We start from the raw sequence: 19,041 nt of genomic DNA on the forward strand, positions 1-19,041 counted from the left end.
GGAGCCATGGATGGCGGAGCAGAGCGTACAGGGACGTATTCACAGCGTGTTTGAGAAAGACCTGCCAGCACACTTAGCACGCACCAAAAGCCAGACCTGTTAGAATCCCGCCACACTCAGAACCAAGGCACCCAACTCGACGTGCACAAAAACCTGCAAAACGCCTCCCTGGGCCGCCAGCTCTACCACATGACCTGGCCCATGCTGTTCGGCGTGCTCTCCCTGATGACCTTCCAGGTCACCGACAGCTTCTTCGTCGGCCAACTTGGCCGGGACCCACTGGCAGCCCTGGGCTTCACCGTGCCCATGCAACAACTGGTCAGCGGCATGTACGTGGGCCTGGGCATCGCCACCACCGCCATCATCTCCCGAACCCTCGGCCAGGGCGAAGACCTGCGCGCCCAGCGCCTCGGCGGCCTGGTGATCGCCATTGGCGCCGGCCTCGCCCTGACCCTTTGCCTGTCGGTCTGGCTGCTGCAAAGCGTGATCCTGGACCTGCTCGGGGCCGAACAGGCCCTGCGCCCGGTCATTCGCGAATACTGGGTACCCTGGCTGCTGTCGGCCTGGACCGGCGCCATGGTTTACTTCAGCTACGCCGTATGCCGAGCCAACGGCGATACCCGCCTGCCCGGCTATATGATGATCATCACCAGCCTGCTCAACATTGCGCTGGACCCGCTGTACATCTTTGTCTTTGGCTGGGGTCTGCCCGGCGCCGCCTGGGCCACCATCACCGCATTCAGCGTCGGCGCCCTGATCATGTTTCCCACCTTGCTCAAACGGGCCTGGCTGCGCTTTGACCTGCTCCAGCTGCAACTGACCCAGGCGGTCCGCCAGCTGGGTGGCATCATGGCCCCGGCGATGGTCAGCCAGCTGATGCCACCGATCTCCGCCATGCTCGCCACCGCCCTGGTGGCAGGTTTCGGCTCCGCCGCCGTGGCGGCCTGGGGTTTGGGTACCCGGCTGGAGTTTTTCTCCATCGTGGTGGTGCTGGCGCTGACCATGTCCATGCCGCCGATGATTGGCCGTATGCTCGGGGCCGGTGAGCTGGAGAAGATCCGCAAACTGGTGCGTATTGCCGTGCGCTTTATCCTGGGCTGGCAGCTGTTTATCGGGCTGGTGTGGCTGGGCGCCTCGGGCGTGGTATCAACCCTGTTCAGCCCGGATGCCGATGTACAGGACACTCTGCTGAGCTACCTGCTGCGGGTGCCGCTGAGTTACAGCGGGCTGGGGGTGTGCATTCTGATGGTGTCGGTCAACAACGCTCTGGGCATGCCCATGCGGGCGCTGCTGATTTCCACCTTGAGGCTGTTTGCCTGCTACCTGCCGCTGCTTTGGATTGGCGGGCAGGTATCCGGGCTGACCGGCCTGATGACCGGTGCCCTGATTGGCAACCTGCTGGCCGGTGCCATGGCCTATAGCCTGTACCGGCAAGGTATGAACCGGCTGCGCCGGCCCGCATGATGCAGCTCAGGCGAAGCGGGCGCGGAAGCTCTCGGGCATGGGGGTGACTTCGCGGGTTTTGTAGTTAAAGAACACAAAGCCGTATTTGGCCAGGGCAACGGGCTGGCCGCTGTCGGCCTTGGTTACCCGGAATACGAAGTCGCCACCGTATTTGTTGAAGTCCATCAGGCCCACTTCAAAGCGCAGCATGTCCGGGTAGAAGGATTCGCCCTGGTACATGGTGGCCAGGTCGGTGACGATGATGCCTGAGCCGTCCTCGCCGCCTTCTTCAACGCCGTATTCCACCAGGAACTGTGCACGGGCTTCGGAGAGCATGGAGATCAGGGCGTCGTTGCCCAGGTGGTTGGCGCCGTTGATGTCGGTGATTCTGACGGGCATCCTTGTTTCGAAGCAGAAGGCGTTATCCGGGAATTCGAGTTTGATTCTGGCCACGGCGGGTTCCTTGGTTTGCGCTTTGGTGTTGGGGCTGCATCATACTCCTACCTTTGTCCCTTCTCATCCTGTGGGTTATTCGGGTATCTTGCTAAACACCATGCGCACTAACTCCGGGTATTTGTGGCGCTTGGGGAAGGGCTTTCCAAAAACCGCTCCTTACGGCACATCCCTGTGGCGCTTCTGCTCCGCCATCCATGGCTCCGCAAATTTTTGGAAAGCCCTTCCCCAATCCCCACTCTAACCCCGTGCGCGCACCTTTTGATATTCAAAAACAAGAGTACGTTATGAACATTCGCCCTGCGGCCACCCTGGTTCTGACCCGAGATACTGACAACGGCATTGAAGCCCTGCTCCTGCAACGCAGCTGGGAAGCCATTTTCATGCCGGGGTATTTTGTGTTCCCCGGCGGGGCGGTTAACGAACAGGAGCCGGAGGCGCGGGCGCATTCGATCGGGATTGAAGATGCTGACATCAGTCAGACCATGAGCCTGGATGAGGGCGGCGCGGATTATATGTTGGCGGCGGTTCGGGAGTGTTTTGAGGAGGCGGGTGTTCTACTCGCCCAGGATGGCTCCGGGAAGCTGGTGGATTCCGGTCATGCGGTGCATGGTGAGCGGTTTGCGTTGTTCCGGGAGGAGGTTTCGCTGGCGCAGTTGTGTGAGAAGCATCAGCTGACGTTGCCGCTGGACCGGCTGGCGTATCTGAGCCACTGGGTGACGCCGCCGGGGCCGCCGCGGCGGTTTGATACGCGGTTTTTTGTGGCGGTGGCGCCGGAGGGTCAGGTTGCCAGTCATGATGGCACCGAGACCATTGACCATGTGTGGATTTCGCCGGCGCAGGCGCTGGAGGAGCATCGGGGCGGGCAGCGGTTGTTGGGGTTGCCGACGATTCGCACGTTGCGGGTGTTGTGTGATTTCAGCACCACCGCCGAGCTGATGCGCTATGCCCACGCCAATCCGCCGGAGGCATTTCCGACCGACCCGTGGCCGGCACTTCGCAAGGGCCAGCCGGTGCTGCTGGAGCCCAATGCGCCGGCCTATGACGAGGCGGTGAAGCTGGACCCGGAAGGCGAAGGGTCCACCCGGGCGGAGATTGTTCCGGGTGAGCCGGTAGAGGTGGCGGCCGGGGTGGTACGGCTGACGGCGCCGAATCCGGGCATGATGACCGGGCCGGGTACCAACACCTACATTCTGGGCCATGAGCGGTTTACGGTGATCGATCCGGGGCCGATAAACGAGGCCCACATCGAGCGGATTCTGGAGCTGACCGGCGGGGTGGTGGATCAGGTGCTGACCACCCATACCCATATGGACCATTCGCCGGCGGCCCGGGTGCTGAAGGAACGTACCGGGTGCCGGGTGTTTGGCTGGCCGGCACCGGATGCGCCCAGCCACGACAAGGCCTTCAGCCCGGATGATGAACCGGGGCACGAGGACTTGGTTGTTACCGAGGCCGGGGTTCTGAAGGTTCTGCACACGCCCGGCCACGCTTCGAACCATCTGTGTTTTCTGTTGCTGGAGCAGGAGTTGCTGTTCGCCGGCGACCACATCATGCAAGGCTCAACGGTGGTGATCAATCCGCCGGACGGCGATATGAAGGCGTATGTGGAGTCTTTGTACGAACTGCTGGAAGAGCCGGTACGGTTTATTGCCCCCGCCCACGGCTTTCTGATGGGCAAGCCGGAGGCGGTGATTGATTATCTGATCACCCACCGGTTGTCACGGGAACACAAGATTTTCCGGGCGCTGGAAGCCCTGGCACCGGTTTCCCTTAAAGATCTCACCGCCAAGGCCTATGACGATGTACCCGCGGCCATTCATGGCCTGGCGGCCCGTTCGGCCCTGGCGCACCTGCTGAAACTGGAGGCCGAGCACAGGGCATTCCAGAAGGATGAGCTCTGGCACACCGTGCACTCGGCCTGACCAGCCGGGTTACTTCTTGGCGATCACCCAGACGGCGTGAACAATACCCGGGATATAACCGAGCAGGGTGAGCACAATGTTAATCCAGAAGTGCTTGCCGATACCTACCTGTAAAAAAACACCTAACGGCGGTAACAGAATCGCAATCAGAATTCGCAAAAGGTCCATACAGTTATCTCCCTGGTGAGCGTATAACGGTTCATATCATTGCAAGATAGCACTGTTATACACAACAGGCCGGCCAATATCCGGCCCTGAATCATGAAAGTGGCATTAAAGCTTCGTCACAGCGGTATTCATGACACCCCGCGGGCCCTATGCTTGGGCCGATTGGTCAAGGTACTTGAGGACTTATGCTGTTTCCCAAACGCGACTACTCCGCAAACCGCACCCTGCTCACCTGTTTTTTGCTGGCGCTGGTGCCAATGGGCGCTGGTGCTAATGCCGGCAGCTCTCCGACCGGTGCGGCGATGCCGGCTCCACTGATCGCGCAGCTCGCGGAAGATGAAAATGTCGAAGATGTGGTTCAGTCCGAGCCGCGCAAGATTGCCCCCAACGTCGACTTGAAGAAAGTGGCGCCCATGCCGGAACCGGAGCCAGAATCGGAATCGGAACTGGCGGGGCCCGAACCAGTACCCTCGGAAACCTTCACCCTGCTGGGCAAGGAAGTCTTGCCCGGAACCTCTACCCGCCTGGCATGGTCCCCTAATATCCAGATTGCCGGGCTGTCCCAGACCACGCCGGTTCTGGTGGTAAACGGTGCTCACACCGGCCCCACCCTGTGCCTGACCGGCGCGATTCACGGTGACGAACTGAACGGTATCGAAATTGTGCGCAGGGCCATGTACGACCTGGACCCGGCCAAGCTGAGCGGCCGCGTGGTGGGGGTTCCCATCGTCAACCTGAGCGGTTTCCAGCAGGGCAGCCGTTACCTGCCAGACCGGCGAGACCTCAACCGGTACTTCCCCGGCCGCCCCGACGGCACCCTGGCAGACCGGATTGCCCATTCCCTGTTCACCGATGTGATCGGCCACTGCGACATGCTGGTGGATATCCACACCGGTTCCCTCAAGCGTACCAACCTGCCCCAGCTGCGGGCCGATATGAACAACCCGGAAGTGGCCGAGTTCACCCGGGGCTTTGATCGCATGGCGGTGGTGCACAGCAGCGGTTCACCAGGCATGCTGCGCACGGCTGCGGTCAACGCGGGCATTCGCGCGGTAACCCTGGAAGCGGGGGAATCGCTGCGCATACAGGAACACCAGATTGAAGCCGGCGTAAACAGCCTCAACAGCCTGATGGAAAAGCACGGCATGATTTCCCGGATGTTTGTCTGGGGCGATCCGCAGCCGGTTTACTACGACTCCACCTGGATTCGCGCCCAGCATGGCGGCATTCTGTTCAGCGATGTGGATCTGGGTGACCGGATTTCCGAGGGTGAAATCCTCGGCTACGTGGCCGACCCGATCACCAACGAACAATACCCCATCCGCTCGAATTCCAACGGCCGGGTAATCGGTATGGCGGTAGACCAGGTGGTGATGGCTGGCTTTGCCGCCTACCACATTGGTACGGAGGCAGAAGTCCCGGGAGAGTAGTATGCTAGGCGTTTGATGCACTGATCCCGAGGACTCCCCGTGGCTGCAGATAACGCCGGCATGCTGTCGAAAATTCCGGGCCTGGACTATATCGGCCTGGTGCTGACGCCGCTATTCTGGGCCGGCAATGCCGTGGTCGCCCGGGCCACCGTGGAACACATTCCGCCGTTGTCCATGTCGTTCTGGCGCTGGGTGATCGCCCTGGCACTGATCCTGCCATTCGGGCTGCCCGGGCTGTGGCGGCACAGGCAGGTGATCCGCCAGCACCTGGTGACACTTCTGGTGCTGGCCACCTTCAGCGTAGCGGCCTTCAACTCCCTGCTGTATTACGCGGCGATGACCACCACCGCCACCAACATCGCCCTGATCAATTCCACCATCCCGATCTTTGTCGCCCTGCTGGCCTGGCTGTTGCTGGGGGAACGCACGCGGCCGGTTCAGGCCCTGGGTATCGGGCTGGCCATTGTCGGCATACTGATCGTGATCGAGCGGGGGGATCTTCGGATTATTGCCCAGCTGCAAGCCCAGCCCGGGGACCTGATCATGGTGGCGGCGGTGTTCAGCTGGGGCGTGTTCTCGGTGCTGCTGCGCAAACACGTCGTGCCCCTGCCGGCGCTGACCTTTCTGACCGCCCAGATTCTGCTGGGCACGCTGGTCATCCTGCCGTTCTATCTGGGGGACCTGCTGTGGTTCAGCGGCGGTTTCGAACTGTCCGGAAGTACCGCCCTGCCGCTGGCGTTCTTTGCCATCTTCCCGGGTATTCTGGCCTACGCGTTCTGGAACCACGCAGTGCACGAAATTGGCCCGGCCAACGCGGCCATTTTCATGTACCTGACGCCGATATTTGCTTCCATCCTGGCCATCCTCTTCCTGGGCGAGTCACTGGGGCTTTACCACCTGTTCGGCGCCCTGCTGATCCTGGCCGGCCTGCTGCTGGCCACACGGGTGGGGCGGCGGCCGCCGGTTTACCAGAAGTAGGCCTCAGCGCTGGTTCAGGGCGGTTTCAATACGCTCCAGTACCTGCGCCAGAACGGCTCTGGGGCAACCGATATTCAGGCGCATGAAGCCACTGCCCGGCTCACCAAAGGAAATACCCGGGTTCATGCCCACCCCGGCTTGCTGCACGAAGAACCTTTTCAGCCCGGCATCGTCCAGCCCCAGCTCCCGGCAATCCAGCCACATCAGGTAGGTGCCTTCGGGCCGGGATACCTTGATTCCCGGTAGCCGCTCCGCCACCTGGCCATGCACGTAATCCCGGTTGGCCTGCAGATAAACCATCAACTGTTCCAGCCATTGCGCGCCGTGGCGGTATCCGGCTTCAAAACCGGTCACGCTGAACGGGTTGCACTGGGGCAGGTGCATGGAATCAAACACCGCCTTCATGGCCTGGCGCTGCCCGGGGTCGGCAATCACCAGGGCAGACAGCCCGAGGCCCGGCAGATTGAAGGTTTTACTGGGGGCCACGGCGGTGACCACCGCGTCCTCCGGCCCGGCCAGTTTGGCCAGCACGGTATGAGCCGGCTTGTCGGGAAAAGTCAGGTCACAGTGGATTTCATCCGAGAGAGTCACCAGCTGGTGCCGGCGGGCAATATCCAGCACCGCTTCCAGCTCTTCCTCCGACCAGACCCGGCCCACCGGGTTGTGGGGGGAGCAGAGCATCAGAACCCGGGCATCGGCCCGGGCGGCACACTGCTCCAGGTGTTCCAGGTCCATCCGGTACTGGCCGCTGGTTTCATCCAGCCACAGCGGGTTCTCGATCAATTCCCGGCCGCTGTCCCGCACCGAGCTGAAGAACGGCGGGTAAACCGGTGGCTGGATAATCACACCCTCACCGGGCCCGGCGTAGGCCATGCAGGCGGCATGCAGTGACGGCACCACCCCCGGCGCCATCAGAATCCAGTCCCGCTCGATGTGCCAGCCGTGGCGATTGGCAAACCAGTCGATCATGGCCCGGTAGAGGCTGTCCGGAAACAGGGTGTAGCCGTATACGGGATGCTCGGCCCGGGCTTTCAGGGCCTGGGTGACCGCCTCCGGGGCGGCGAAATCCATGTCCGCTACCCACACCGGGATCACATCCTCCCGGCCGAACACGGCCCGGCGCACATCGAATTTCACGGAATGGGTGTTTTCCCTCGGGATCGGCTGGTCAAAATCCGCAATCACAGGCGTTCTCCATTAATGGCTTTTCGCTGCCCGATACCAACGGCCACTTGCCCAATGGCCGGGGACTTGCGAACCTGTCGGCTTTGCTAACAGGCCGCTTCGGCACTCGCTATCGGAACCCGCTATGATCGCGCAAATCCTGTCCACCATGCTACCGGTGTTCCTTATCGCCGGCTGCGGCGCCCTGTATGGCCGCTACCGCACGCCCGACATCCAGGGCCTGAACGTGCTGAATATGGAGCTGTTTGTGCCCATGCTGGTGTTTGCGGTGCTCGCCGACCAGCAGGCTCCCTTGCAGGAATACGGCGGGCTGGCCCTGGCCGCCACGGTGATTGTGCTTGGCTCCGGGGTTGTGCTCTACCCGCTGGCCAGGGCGCTGGACCTGAACCTGAAAACCTTCCTGCCGCCCATGATGTTCAACAACTCCGGCAACATGGGCATCCCCCTGCTGGTGCTGGCCTTTGGCGAAGCGGCGCTGCCGGCCGCCATTGTGCTGTTTATCGTGGAAATGCTGCTGCACTTCTCGGTGGGCCTGTACATGCTCGACCCCCATACCTCGATTGTGAAACGTCTGCGCCTGCCCATCGTATTTGCCAGTATTGCCGGCCTGGCGGTGAATTTCAGTGGCGTAGCCCTGCCCGGCTGGCTGCTGGAAACCCTGAACATGCTGGGCGGCGTGTGCATTCCGCTGATGCTGTTTGCCCTGGGGGTGCGCATGCTGGATGTGGACTTCAGCGACTGGAAACTGGGGCTGATCGGCGCCATCGCCTGCCCCGCCAGCGGCCTGCTGCTGGCCTGGCCGATGATTGCCATGCTCGACCTGCCGGGACTTCAGGTCGCCAGCCTGTGGGTGTTTGCGGCACTGCCGCCGGCGGTACTTAACTACATGGTGGCAGAGCAGTACCAGCAGGAACCCCACAAGGTGGCATCGCTGGTATTATTGAGCAACCTCGGCAGCCTGGTGGTAATGCCGGTGGTGCTCGGGCTGGTATTTTCCGCCGGCTACGTATAACCGGGTTTCAACGCACGATTTCGATTTACCAGGTACGGTATTCCATGTCTGAAGCAGTAGCAGTTGTTCGCGCCTCCCGCCCCAATTTCCTGGTACTGGCACCGCTGTGTGTCGGGCTCGGGCTGGCCGTGGCCTGGCAACAGGGTGAACCACCCGCCTTGCTGGATACCCTGCTGGTGTTCATCGGCGCGGTTCTGGCCCATGCCGCCGTTAACCTGCTGAACGAGTATGAAGACTTTGTCTCGGGCCTCGACCTGACCACCCGGCGAACGCCGTTTTCCGGCGGCAGCGGAGCCCTGCCGGAAACCCCCTCGGCGGCCAAAAGGGTGCTCCTGGCCGCCCTTGGCACCCTGGCCCTGGTGATTGCCATTGGCCTGTATTTTCTGTGGCTGCGCGGCCTGCCGATGTTTGTGCTGGGCGCCGCCGGCGTAATGCTGGTACTCACCTACACCCGCTGGATTACCCGCTCCCCCTGGCTGTGCCTGCTGGCCCCCGGTATCGGCTTTGGCCCGGTGATGGTGCTGGGTGCACTGATTGCCCTGGGCACCCGGCTGGATGCCACCGCACTGGTGTGCGCCGGCGTCGCTCTGCTGCTGGTGAGCGAGCTGCTGCTGATCAACCAGATCCCCGATGCCGAGGCCGACCGCAAAGCCGGCCGCCGGCATCTGGTAATTACTCTGGGGCCCCGCGCCGCCAGCAAACTGGTCGCAGCGTTGCTGCTGGGCAGCTATGGGCTGATCGCCGCTGCCACCTGGCTCAATCTGGTGCCGGTCTGGAGCCTGCTGGCGCTGCTGCCACTGCCCGTTGCACTGTGGCTGAGCCGGCAACTGCCAGCGTGCCTGGATAACCCCGCCGCGCTGAATCAGGTACTCGGTGCCAACGTCGCCGTACTGCTGTCTACCCTCGCCTTGCTGGTGCTGGGCATCAGCCTCTGAAAGCCGGTGGTTTCACTTGCAACTGACTGATCTATAGCCGATGGTTAGAGGCAAACATTTTGATATGGAGATCTGTTGATGAGCGTCCTGCTTCTGGTTCTCAGTGCCCTGGTGCTGATCTATTTCAGCATCGGTGGCAAAACCGCCGCGATCGTGATGTCCGTCGCCACCCTGATCGGGGTCGCCAACGATGACTGGCACATCCTCAGCTTTCTGGTTGGCGGTATCCTGCTGGCACTGGCCCTGCTGATCACCCTGCCCGGAGACCTCCGCCTCGACAAGCTCAGCCGGCCATTGCTGGGCTGGGTCCGCAGCCGCTTGCCCAAGCTGTCGCCGACCGAACAGGAAGCCCTGGCCTCTGGCTCTGTAGACTGGGACGGCGAACTGTTCTCCGGCAAGCCGGAATGGAACAAGCTGCTGGACGCCGCCCCCGCGCACCTGACCAGTGAAGAGCAGGCATTTCTCGACGGCCCGGTGGAAGAGCTGTGCCAGATGCTGGACGACTGGCAGATCACCCACGAACACTACGACCTGCCCGAAAAAGCCTGGAAATTCATCCGTGAAAACGGCTTCTTCGGCCTGGTCATTCCCAAGGAAGACGGCGGCCTGGGCTTCTCCAACACCGCCCATTCCGAAATCGTGATGAAAATCTCCACCCGCAGCGTATCGGCTGCAGTCACCGTGATGGTGCCCAACTCCCTCGGCCCGGGCGAGCTGCTGATGCACTACGGCACCGACGACCAGAAGCAGCATTACCTGCCGCGCCTGGCCGGTGGCGAAGAGATTCCCTGCTTTGCCCTCACATCGCCGGTGGCCGGCTCCGACGCCGGCGCGATTCCGGATAAAGGCATCGTCTGCAAGGGCGAATGGAACGGCAAGGAAGTACTGGGCCTGAAGGTCACCTGGAACAAGCGCTACATCACCCTGGCCCCGGTGGCGACCCTGATCGGCCTGGCCATCAAGGTGTATGACCCGGAAAAACTGCTGGGCGGCGACGATGACATTGGCGTGACCTGTGTGCTGGTACCCCGCGACACCGACGGCGTACACGCCGGCGCCCGCCACCTGCCCATGAACACGGTATTCATGAACGGCCCCACCTGGGGCAATGAAGTCTTTATTCCCATGGAACAGGTCATCGGCGGCCAGGACATGCTCGGCAAGGGCTGGAAAATGCTGCTGGAATGCCTGTCCATCGGCCGCTCCATCTCCCTGCCAGCCCTCGGCACCGGTGCCGGCAAACTGGCCAGCCTGGCTACGGGGTCGTACGCCTACACCCGGGAACAGTTCGGCCGCTCCATCAGCCAGTTTGAAGGCGTGCAGGAAGCCCTGGAACCCATTGCCGGCTACACCTACATGATGGACGCAGCCCGCCTGCTAACCGCCGGCATGCTGGACCGGGGCGTACGGCCTTCCGTGCCCTCTGCCGTGCTGAAATACCGCAACACCGACCTGATGCGGGAAGTGATCAACCACGCCATGGACGTAGTAGCCGGCCGCGGCGTGATCACCGGCCCCCGCAACTTCCTGGCCCGGGCCTACCAGGCCGTGCCCATCGGCATTACCGTGGAAGGCGCGAATATTCTGACCCGCAGCCTGATGATCTTCGGCCAGGGCGCCATCCGCTGCCATCCGTTTATCGTCGAGGAAATCGAAGCGGCCGGCATGGAAGACGAAGACAAGGCTGCCAAGAAATTCGACGGCATCTTCTACCGCCACCTGGCCCACACCACCCGCAATGCCCTGCGTGCACTCGTGCTGGGCCTGAGCAAGGGCTGGCTGGAAACCGCGCCACGCCACGGCGACATCGAGAAATACTACCGCCAGCTGGGCCGTTTCTCTGCGGCCTTCGCCCTGATGACCGACGTCACCCTGCTTACCGTCGGCGGTGGCCTGAAAGCCCGCCAGCGCTTGTCTGGCCGCATGGCCGACTGCCTGGTGCAACTTTACTACGCCACGGCGGTGATCAAGCAATGGCACGAAGAAGGCTACCCGGACGATCAGCGAGACCTGGTGGAATGGTGCCTGCAAACCTGCCTGCACGACCTGCAGAACTCCATGCGCGACGCCATCATCAACTTCCCGGTACCGGCCCTGCGCTGGCCGCTGCGGTTGCTGGTATTCCCGCTCGGCGCCACCGGCCTGAACGGCCCGGATGACAAGCTAGGCGCGAAGGTGGCCGCCACCATCGTGAAAGACACGCCGGTCCGCCAGCGCATCAGCCGGGGCACCTTCATCAACATGGACCCGGACGATCCGCTCGGCCGTGTGCTGCATGCCTACAAACTGGCCAACGAAACCGCCGACATGCGCCAGCGCCTGCACGAAGCCATCCGCAGCCGCGATGAAGACGAGCTGGACGGCATCGCCCTGTTGATGGGCCACCAACGCAAGGAACTGGTGGACTGGGCCTGCGCCCAGGGTATCGTAACAGCCGACGAGTGCCCGAAGCTGGAAGAAGCCCTGACGGCCCTGTACGACGTGATCCGCGTGGATGCCTTTGATGCTGACGGCTTGAAAGCCCTGGCCAAAGCGGCGACCGGTAAGCGTAAAGTTGTCGAGAGATCTGGTTCGGACTCGTAGCCCTTTAGTGCGGTGGAGGTCAGTCCTTGGTGGGTAGGCCTTCCAAAAACCGCTCCTGCGGCACATCCATGTGGCGCTTCTGCTCCGCCATCCATGGCTCCGCACATTTTTGGAAGGCCCCGCCACCCCGATGCTTCTGAACTCCGAACTGTAAGCCATAAGAGTGCAGAAAAATTTGCCTTGTGGTGTTCGTTCTCGGGTGATCAGTGAAAATCTCTGGAGCTAACTGGTAACGAGTTAATCAGGTGGCTCAGGTCAGACAGTTTTCCGGCCATGACATGCACGATGTCTCCCTCTTTTTCGATAACGCCTTTTACGTGTAACAAGCGCGCGGTGAGCAACGGTTTGCGTTGTCTTCGGGCGGTTTCGAGCCAGACGACTACGTTGATGTTGCCGGTTTCGTCTTCGAGGGTTACGAAGGTTACGCCGGAGGCGGTGCCGGGGCGTTGGCGGCCGGTTACCAGGCCGGCGACTTGTACGGGGATGCCGGGGCGGGTGGTTTTTAGTTGGTCGGCGGTGAGGCAGTAGCTCAGGTGGCCTTGTTCGCGGAGCAGGGCGAGGGGGTGTCTTTGTAGTGTTAGGCCCTGGCTGCTGTAGTCGGCGAGGACGTTCTGGCCTTCGGTGGGTTCCGGGAGCAGGGGGCAGGGTTCGGGTTGGTAGTCTGCCATGGTTTCGTTGGCGAAGAGTTCGGCGGGATCTTCGTGTTCGAGTAACTGCCAGTAAGCCTGGTGGCGGTTGCTGGTGAAGCCGGGCATGGCGTTGGCGCCGGCGAGGAGTTCCATGTCGCGTTGGTTGAGGCCGGCGCGTGTGCGCAGTTCGGCGGCGCTTTGGTAGCCGTTTTTCGGGCGGTGCTGGTGGATGCGGTCAGCGCCGCTGGAAGACAATCCCTGAATAATCCGGAGGCCAAGGCGCAGGTGTTTTTCCGGGCCTTGCAGGGTGTGTTCACGGTGGCTGTGGTTTACGTCTGGTGCCAGTACGGTGACGTTATGGCGTTGGGCATCCTGCACCAGTTGGCTGGGGGAGTAAAAACCCATGGGCTGGCTGTTGAGCAGGGCGCAGTAGAAGGCGGCCGGGTGGTGGCGTTTGATCCAGGCCGAGACGTACACCAGCAAGGCAAAGCTGGCAGCGTGGGATTCCGGGAAGCCGTAGCCGCCGAAACCACAGATTTGCTGGTACAGGCGTTCTGCGAAACCGGGGTCGTGGCCTCGCTCAAGCATGCCTTTGATGAGTTTGTCACGGAACGGGGTCAGGTCTCCATGGGATTTCCAGGCGGCCATGGCCCGGCGCAGTTTGTCGGCTTCGCCGCCAGTGAAGCCGGCGGCTACCATGGCCAGTTTGATTACTTGCTCCTGGAAGATGGGAACGCCCAGGGTTCGTTCCAGCACCTGGCGGACGGCATCGTTGGGGAACTCCACCGGTTCCAGCCTGTGTTTGCGGCGCAGGTAAGGGTGCACCATATCGCCCTGAATAGGGCCGGGGCGCACGATGGCGACTTCGATCACCAGGTCGTAGAAGGTTTCCGGTTTCAGGCGCGGGAGCATGTTGATCTGGGCCCGGGATTCCACCTGGAATACGCCGATGCTGTCGCCTTTTTGCAGCATGGCGTAGGTGTCCGGGTCTTCCTGGGGCACATCCTGCATGGTGAAGGCCTGGCCTTTTTCTTCGCTGATCAGCTCCAGTGCCTTGCGGATGGCGGTGAGCATGCCCAGAGCCAGTACATCCACTTTCATCAGGCCCAGGCTTTCCAGGTCGTCCTTATCCCACTGGATGACCGTGCGGCCTTCCATGGCGGCGTTTTCCACCGGCACCAGTTCCGCCAGTGGCCCTGCGCTGATAACAAAACCGCCTACGTGCTGAGACAGGTGGCGGGGAAAGCCCAGTAAGGTGTTCACCAGGGTAAAGAACTGCTCCGCCACCTTCGGGTTGCGGGTGAGCCCCTTGTCCAGTATCTGCTGGCGCCAGTTGGTGGTTTTGTCGCGCCAGTCGATGCCATCCAGCAGTTTCTCCACCAGGGCGGCATCAAAACCCAGTGCCTTGCCCACATCCCGGATGGCACTGCGGTAGCGGTAGCGGATGACCGTGGCGGCCAGAGCTGCCCGTTCCCGGCCGTAGCGCTGGTAGATGTACTGGATGACCTCTTCCCGCCGCTGGTGCTCGAAATCCACATCGATATCCGGTGGCTCGTCCCGGTCTTTCGAGATGAAACGTTCAAACAGCAGCTCGACCTTAGCCGGGTTCACTTCGGTAATACCCAGGCAGTAACAGACGGCCGAGTTGGCGGCTGAGCCTCGCCCCTGGCACAGAATGCCCCGGCTGCGGGCAAAGGCCACGATGTCGTGGATGGTGAGGAAGTAGTGCTCGTAGTTGAGCTCCGAGATCATCCCCAGCTCTTTGCGGATCAACGCCTGTACCTTCATTGGTGTACCTTCGGGGTAGCGGCGGCGTTCGCCTTCCCGGGTCAGGCGTTTGAGATAGGCCGCCGGGGATTCGCCTTCCGGTACAAGATCAGGCGGGTACTCATAGCGCAGGCTGCCGGGCTCGAAGCTGCAGCTGTTGGCAATGTTTACGGTTTCCTGAAGCCAGGCCTGCGGAAACAGGCGTTGCAGCACCGGGAGCGGGCGCAGGTAGCGTTCGCCGTTCTGGAACAGGCAGTGGCCGGCGTTTTCGACCGTGGCGTGGTGGCGTAGGGCGGTGAGTACATCTTGTAGGGGCTGGCGTTCCCTGGCGTGCATGTGTACTTCGCCGGTTGCCGCCACGGCTAGCTGTAAGTGTTCAGCCAGCGCGCGTACCCGGGCCAGCTGTTGCTCCTCGCCGGCCTCCAGGGTGCGGGTAGCGCCAATGCGCAGCCGTTGTTCAAACAACCGCTGCAACCATTCACCACAAGCCACGGCCTGTTGGTAGCTGGCCGCCGCCGTGGAAGGTGGTTGCCACAGGCACAGGCAGTGATCCAGCTCATGGGTTTCAATATCCCGGGCAAACAGCTGGTACTGGCCCTTTTCTGCCCGGCGCCGGCCGGTGGTGATCAGCTGGCACAGTTGGCCGTAGCCCTTGCGGGACTGGGCCAGCAGAATAAAGCGGGGTGTGGCAGCGCCAGCCGGAGCATCGTCCAGTTCAAACCAGCTGCCGGTAATCAGCTTTACCGGGCTGTCTTTCAAGGCGGCCCAGGCTCGGGGAATGCCCGCCACCGAGCAGGCGTCGGTGATGGCGATGGCGTGATAGCCAAGCTCCAGGGCCCGTTCCGCCAACTCATGGGGGTGTGAGGCCCCGGTGAGGAAGGTGAAATTGCTGAAACAGAATAGTTCTGCGTAGCCGCCCGCCATCAGCCAAACCATCCATGTATGAACCATCCATCGTGAACATCCCGGAACACCCAGGCCAGCTCGCCGCCCGGTAACTGGGCGATGTAGTAATCCCGGTGCACCCGCTGGCCATCCCACCAGCCGCCGCTGATGCGTTCCGGGCCGGAGTGCCAGGCCACCGGCGTTTGCTGCAGTGGCCGGGGGCCGCTCAACAGCCACAAGGGGCGGTGGGGGAGTTGCGCCGAGGTGCTTGCCTGGCGCTTGCCGGGTTTGCGTACCTCGCTGGCAGACCAGGCGCATTCTGGCCTGTGGTCATCCCTGGGTGCCAGTTGCTTGAGGGCCTGTTCACCCAGCCGGGCCTGCAGGCGGCTGATCAGTGTGTGCCAGGCTTCGTTCAGATCCTGGGTTTCGCCCAGCAGATCCTGGCCCCCCGGCATCTCCCGGCCGGTAAAGCGTTTAACCGCCAGAACAAGGCCGGTAACCGGAGCCCGCAGCGGTTGCTGGTCCAGCTGCAGCTGTATCAGTTTCAGAAAAACCTCGGCGCGGTGCTCCGGCCCGGTAGTGCGGATACGTAAACGGGTGGGCTCATCATGCCGGTGCTGCAGCACCAGCAGCAGGGTGTCGGTATCCTGCTGTCGCCAGCACAAGTCTTCTTCCAGCTCTGCCAGTATTCGCTGCAGCGAGAACAGTAGCCCCTGAGCGTGCTCCACCTCCTGAATAAAATCCGCCCGCTGCCGGAACGTGTGGGGTGGCTGCCAGGGCGTCTTGGGATCGGGCCGGGTGCCCTGGATTTTCTGGATAATGGCCAGAAGCTCCGGCGATAACCGCCGGGCCAGTTCCGGGGCAGGCAGGGCAAGCACCTCACCCAGGGCGTTCAGGCCAAGGCGCTGCAGGCGAGTGCAGGATTTCTTGTCAAAGCCCGCAGCCTGTAATGGCAGATTGCCAAGCTCCGTCAGGATATGGCCCTTGTCTGCGGTGCATTCGCCCTTGCCGGTGTGGGCCAGCAACCGGGCGGCCAGAGGCGTGTGGCCAATAGCCACCCAGGCCGTGAGCTGGCGCTCCGTTAACGCCTGTTCCACGGTTTGCCAGATGGCCGGCAAACCGCCATACAGCTTCTGCAGGCTACTGACTTCTGCCCATAAGCCATCAGGCGGCGCCAGGGTGATATGTGCGGCATAGTGGTACAGCCAGCGGGCCTGGCCCTCCAGCAACCAGGCCTCCTGTTTTGCATCTGCCCGCAGTATGTTGAGATCCGGAGCCAGGCCGAGAGCTGTTTTCAGGCGCATACCCGGGGTAATACCCAGGTCCCGGGCGGTGGGGCAGGCCTGAACAATGTTCTGCCCGGTACCGTCTACAATCGCCAGGGCGCCCGTGGCATTCTGGCTGCGGCGGACGTGGTCCAGCAACAGGTGAGGGAAGTGCAGGTAAAGCCAGAGCACAGGGCTACTCCCGGGCCTCGGGCCAGGGCCCCTGAACGACGCGGGAGGAATCCTGAACAGCAATGTTGGCCCGGTGCCCGAGAGCAATGGAACAACGCTGCCCCGGCCAGCTACCGCGGCGTTTGATAATGTTTACCTTGAGTTCCTGATGTTCACCGGGGGCCAGTTCCAGCCTTAACGCTGCCGGAGAGTTCTGCTCTGAAAACCGGCGGCTACGGAACAGCACACACATATTGCCGCCGGCTTCTGACGCCAGTTGCAGACGCCGGACATCCCGGCTGGCGAGCTTGCCCGGCCAGGCCAGCACCAGCCCGGTAACCGGGGAGCGAAGGCAGTTTTCCATGGTCCATAAAAAATCCCCCTGATCCCGGGTGCTGATCATCACCAGGTGGTCCAGATCCACCCCTTCACGGGCGAGTGCGGGAGCGTAAGGAGTGTGCGGCGGGTTCAGCCAGAAAATGGTTTTGCCGGCGGCTGATATCCGTTGCATCAGCGGCAGTACCAGGTGCAACTCGCCAATGCCGCAGGTGTCGAGCAGGCACTCACTCAACGCACCCCGCGGCCAGCCTAGACCGCCCAGCTGGTTATCCAGCACCAGATAGCCCGTCGACTCCGCCGGCTGGGTGGTCTTTCTGTGCTTGTGGCCCTGCCAGATACGGGCATCTTGCAGAAGGCTGCTGAGTAATTCGCTCATGGGAAATTATCCGAATACTGTTTATATATACAGTATTCTTGTGAGGGCGGAATTTCAACTGCCAACTTGATAAAACCGGGCACGACACCCACGCTGAACACAGCAACCCGACAAGGAGGAGCCAGCCATGACAAAACTAAGCCAACAAGCCTGTGAAGCCTGCCGCGCAGACGCCCCCAAAGTGACCGGCCAGGAGAAACAGGAGCTGCTGAGCGCCATCCCCGACTGGGAAGATGTGATGGTAGATGGAGAGGAACAGTTACGCCGGGTATTCACCTTCAAAAACTTTGTGGAAGCACAGGCCTTCACCAACAAAGTGGCGGACCTGGCCGAAGCCGAAAACCATCATCCTGCGATTTTGCTGGAGTGGGGCAGGGCGACGGTGCGGTGGTGGACCCACAAAATCGGTGGTTTGCACAAAAATGACTTCATCATGGCGGCCAGAACGGATGAGCTTTATTAGAAAGCTTCGTCTACCGGACTGCGCACGCCAAAGCCGCCTTTACGGACAACATGGGTGTAGATTTCGGTGGTACGGACATCGGAATGCCCGAGTAGCTTCTGGATGGTACGTAAATCGTAACCCGCTTCGAGAAGCCTGGTGGCAAAGCTGTGCCTGAAGGTATGGCTGCCAGCAGGTTTATGGACGCCTGCTGCGCGAATGGCGATCTTGAAGTGCTTCTGTACCGTTCGGTCCAGCATGTGGTGACGCCGCCGTATTCCAGAGCGCGGATCAATAGAAAGATCCGGCGCAGGAAATACATACTGCCAGTCTGGTTCCTGGCTGGCACTGGGATATTTTCTGGCTAAACCTGCTGGCATATACACGGAGCCAAAGCCTCGGGCCCTATCCACCTGATGCTGAAGAAGGGCGGAGTGAATCTGTTTCTGGAGAGGTTCGATCAGCCGCTCTGGTAGCAGTGTGATCCTGTCTTTACCGCCTTTTCCTTCCCGGACAATTAATTGTTGCATTTCGAAATCGATGTCTTTAACCCGAAGCCGAAGCGCTTCACTGATTCGTAAACCAGCACCGTAAAGCAGCATAGCGATCAGTTTGTACTCGCCTTCCAGGCAAGCAATTACCCGCCGGGCCTCATCCGCACTGAAGACAACGGGCAGCTTTTTAGGTTTTCTGGCTGCCTCATACTGGAGTTCTTCCAAGGGTGTGCCCAGAAACTCCCGGTACAGGAAAATCAGAGCATTCAGTGCTACTCGCTGGGTAGCCACGCTGACGTTCGCCTGCAGTACCAGATGAGATAAAAACGCCTCTACCTCCCCAGTGCCCATGGTTTCCGGGTGCTTTCGGCCATGAAACCGGATAAAGCGCTTGATCCAGAAGACGTAGGTTTTCTCAGTTTTGTAGGCCAGGCCCCGTAGTCGTATGAAGTTTCTGAGCCGATCCAGAAAACGGGTAGATTGTGGCGAAATAGGGGTGCGGATATCCATATCCTGACTCCTTCTTTTGTGTGTATGGATATGGCTCTTCACTTATCCGTG

General features: G+C 61.5%; 15 protein-coding genes. 8 read left to right on the forward strand and 7 right to left on the reverse strand.

What is annotated here, in order from left to right; all coding sequences use genetic code 11:
- The first annotated feature begins 141 nt into the window (after window positions 1-141).
- Window positions 142-1,464, forward strand: a complete 1,323-nt coding sequence (locus tag Q668_RS09180; RefSeq protein WP_022989315.1) for an MATE family efflux transporter — start codon at window positions 142-144, stop codon at window positions 1,462-1,464.
- A gap of 6 nt (window positions 1,465-1,470) precedes the next feature.
- Here the strand turns inward: Q668_RS09180 and Q668_RS09185 are convergent, their stop codons facing one another.
- Window positions 1,471-1,896, reverse strand: coding sequence for a thioesterase family protein (locus Q668_RS09185; protein ID WP_022989316.1), 426 nt, complete (start codon window positions 1,894-1,896; stop codon window positions 1,471-1,473).
- A gap of 287 nt (window positions 1,897-2,183) precedes the next feature.
- Here Q668_RS09185 and Q668_RS09190 point away from each other — a divergent pair, with 287 nt between their 5' ends.
- The gene (locus tag Q668_RS09190) at window positions 2,184-3,821 is read left to right on the forward strand and encodes an MBL fold metallo-hydrolase (RefSeq protein WP_022989317.1); all 1,638 of its coding nucleotides are present in this window, start codon (window positions 2,184-2,186) and stop codon (window positions 3,819-3,821) included.
- A 9-nt stretch (window positions 3,822-3,830) separates the two neighbouring features.
- Here the strand turns inward: Q668_RS09190 and Q668_RS16845 are convergent, their stop codons facing one another.
- Entirely contained in the window at window positions 3,831-3,989 is a 159-nt protein-coding gene (locus tag Q668_RS16845; RefSeq protein WP_022989318.1) for a YqaE/Pmp3 family membrane protein, read from the reverse strand.
- Between the two features lie 185 nt (window positions 3,990-4,174).
- Between Q668_RS16845 and Q668_RS09200 the strand changes: the two genes are divergently transcribed.
- Both Q668_RS09200 and Q668_RS09205 read left to right on the forward strand, forming a co-directional pair.
- Window positions 4,175-5,419: a succinylglutamate desuccinylase/aspartoacylase family protein gene (locus tag Q668_RS09200; RefSeq protein ID WP_022989319.1), complete on the forward strand. Its 1,245-nt coding sequence runs from the start codon at window positions 4,175-4,177 to the stop codon at window positions 5,417-5,419.
- 39 nt (window positions 5,420-5,458) lie between these two features.
- The gene (locus Q668_RS09205; RefSeq protein ID WP_227498331.1) at window positions 5,459-6,397 is read left to right on the forward strand and encodes a DMT family transporter; all 939 of its coding nucleotides are present in this window, start codon (window positions 5,459-5,461) and stop codon (window positions 6,395-6,397) included.
- A gap of 3 nt (window positions 6,398-6,400) precedes the next feature.
- On the opposite strand, the gene Q668_RS09210 is transcribed toward Q668_RS09205, so the two are convergent.
- Entirely contained in the window at window positions 6,401-7,579 is a 1,179-nt protein-coding gene (locus Q668_RS09210) for a MalY/PatB family protein (protein WP_413771525.1), read from the reverse strand.
- A 127-nt stretch (window positions 7,580-7,706) separates the two neighbouring features.
- Between Q668_RS09210 and Q668_RS09215 the strand changes: the two genes are divergently transcribed.
- The 3 genes from Q668_RS09215 (at window position 7,707) to Q668_RS09225 (ending at window position 12,112) form a co-directional block, all read left to right on the forward strand.
- Window positions 7,707-8,594: an AEC family transporter gene (locus Q668_RS09215; RefSeq protein WP_022989322.1), complete on the forward strand. Its 888-nt coding sequence runs from the start codon at window positions 7,707-7,709 to the stop codon at window positions 8,592-8,594.
- Between the two features lie 44 nt (window positions 8,595-8,638).
- A complete protein-coding gene (locus Q668_RS09220; protein ID WP_022989323.1) occupies window positions 8,639-9,529 on the forward strand; it encodes a prenyltransferase in 891 nt (296 codons plus the stop codon).
- A gap of 78 nt (window positions 9,530-9,607) precedes the next feature.
- Window positions 9,608-12,112, forward strand: a complete 2,505-nt coding sequence (locus Q668_RS09225) for an acyl-CoA dehydrogenase (RefSeq protein WP_022989324.1) — start codon at window positions 9,608-9,610, stop codon at window positions 12,110-12,112.
- Between the two features lie 203 nt (window positions 12,113-12,315).
- Here the strand turns inward: Q668_RS09225 and Q668_RS09230 are convergent, their stop codons facing one another.
- The 3 genes from Q668_RS09230 to imuA are packed head-to-tail and all read right to left on the reverse strand — an operon-like array spanning window position 12,316 to window position 17,544.
- Window positions 12,316-15,459, reverse strand: a complete 3,144-nt coding sequence (locus Q668_RS09230; protein WP_227498332.1) for an error-prone DNA polymerase — start codon at window positions 15,457-15,459, stop codon at window positions 12,316-12,318.
- A complete protein-coding gene (locus Q668_RS09235) occupies window positions 15,432-16,850 on the reverse strand; it encodes a Y-family DNA polymerase (protein ID WP_022989326.1) in 1,419 nt (472 codons plus the stop codon). Before Q668_RS09235 ends, Q668_RS09230 begins: the two co-directional genes overlap by 28 nt.
- Window positions 16,851-16,854: 4 nt before the next feature.
- On the reverse strand, window positions 16,855-17,544 hold the full coding sequence (gene imuA / locus Q668_RS09240) for a translesion DNA synthesis-associated protein ImuA (protein ID WP_022989327.1): 690 nt from the start codon (window positions 17,542-17,544) through the stop codon (window positions 16,855-16,857).
- Between the two features lie 127 nt (window positions 17,545-17,671).
- Between imuA and Q668_RS09245 the strand changes: the two genes are divergently transcribed.
- Window positions 17,672-18,007 carry a 4a-hydroxytetrahydrobiopterin dehydratase gene (locus tag Q668_RS09245; protein WP_022989328.1) on the forward strand — a complete coding sequence of 112 codons (336 nt, stop codon included), beginning with the start codon at window positions 17,672-17,674 and terminating at the stop codon, window positions 18,005-18,007.
- Here Q668_RS09245 and Q668_RS09250 read toward each other — a convergent pair.
- Window positions 18,004-18,990, reverse strand: a complete 987-nt coding sequence (locus Q668_RS09250) for an integron integrase (RefSeq protein ID WP_022989329.1) — start codon at window positions 18,988-18,990, stop codon at window positions 18,004-18,006. The genes Q668_RS09245 and Q668_RS09250 overlap by 4 nt on opposite strands.
- Window positions 18,991-19,041: the final 51 nt, after the last annotated feature.

The organism is Marinobacter sp. ES-1, assembly GCF_000475255.1.
GTDB classification, from domain to species: Bacteria; Pseudomonadota; Gammaproteobacteria; order Pseudomonadales; family Oleiphilaceae; genus Marinobacter; species Marinobacter vinifirmus.

Bases quoted from the DNA above. Each gene is read 5' to 3' on its own strand.
- Q668_RS09190 (WP_022989317.1), top strand. From the start codon at position 2,184: ATGAACATTCGCCCTGCGGCCACCCTGGTTCTGACCCGAGATACTGAC.
- Q668_RS16845 (WP_022989318.1), bottom strand. From the start codon at position 3,989: ATGGACCTTTTGCGAATTCTGATTGCGATTCTGTTACCGCCGTTAGGT.
- Q668_RS09200 (WP_022989319.1), top strand. From the start codon at position 4,175: ATGCTGTTTCCCAAACGCGACTACTCCGCAAACCGCACCCTGCTCACC.
- Q668_RS09215 (WP_022989322.1), top strand. From the start codon at position 7,707: ATGATCGCGCAAATCCTGTCCACCATGCTACCGGTGTTCCTTATCGCC.
- Q668_RS09220 (WP_022989323.1), top strand. From the start codon at position 8,639: ATGTCTGAAGCAGTAGCAGTTGTTCGCGCCTCCCGCCCCAATTTCCTG.
- Q668_RS09225 (WP_022989324.1), top strand. From the start codon at position 9,608: ATGAGCGTCCTGCTTCTGGTTCTCAGTGCCCTGGTGCTGATCTATTTC.
- Q668_RS09230 (WP_227498332.1), bottom strand. From the start codon at position 15,459: ATGGTTCATACATGGATGGTTTGGCTGATGGCGGGCGGCTACGCAGAA.
- imuA (WP_022989327.1), bottom strand. From the start codon at position 17,544: ATGAGCGAATTACTCAGCAGCCTTCTGCAAGATGCCCGTATCTGGCAG.
- Q668_RS09245 (WP_022989328.1), top strand. From the start codon at position 17,672: ATGACAAAACTAAGCCAACAAGCCTGTGAAGCCTGCCGCGCAGACGCC.
- Q668_RS09250 (WP_022989329.1), bottom strand. From the start codon at position 18,990: ATGGATATCCGCACCCCTATTTCGCCACAATCTACCCGTTTTCTGGAT.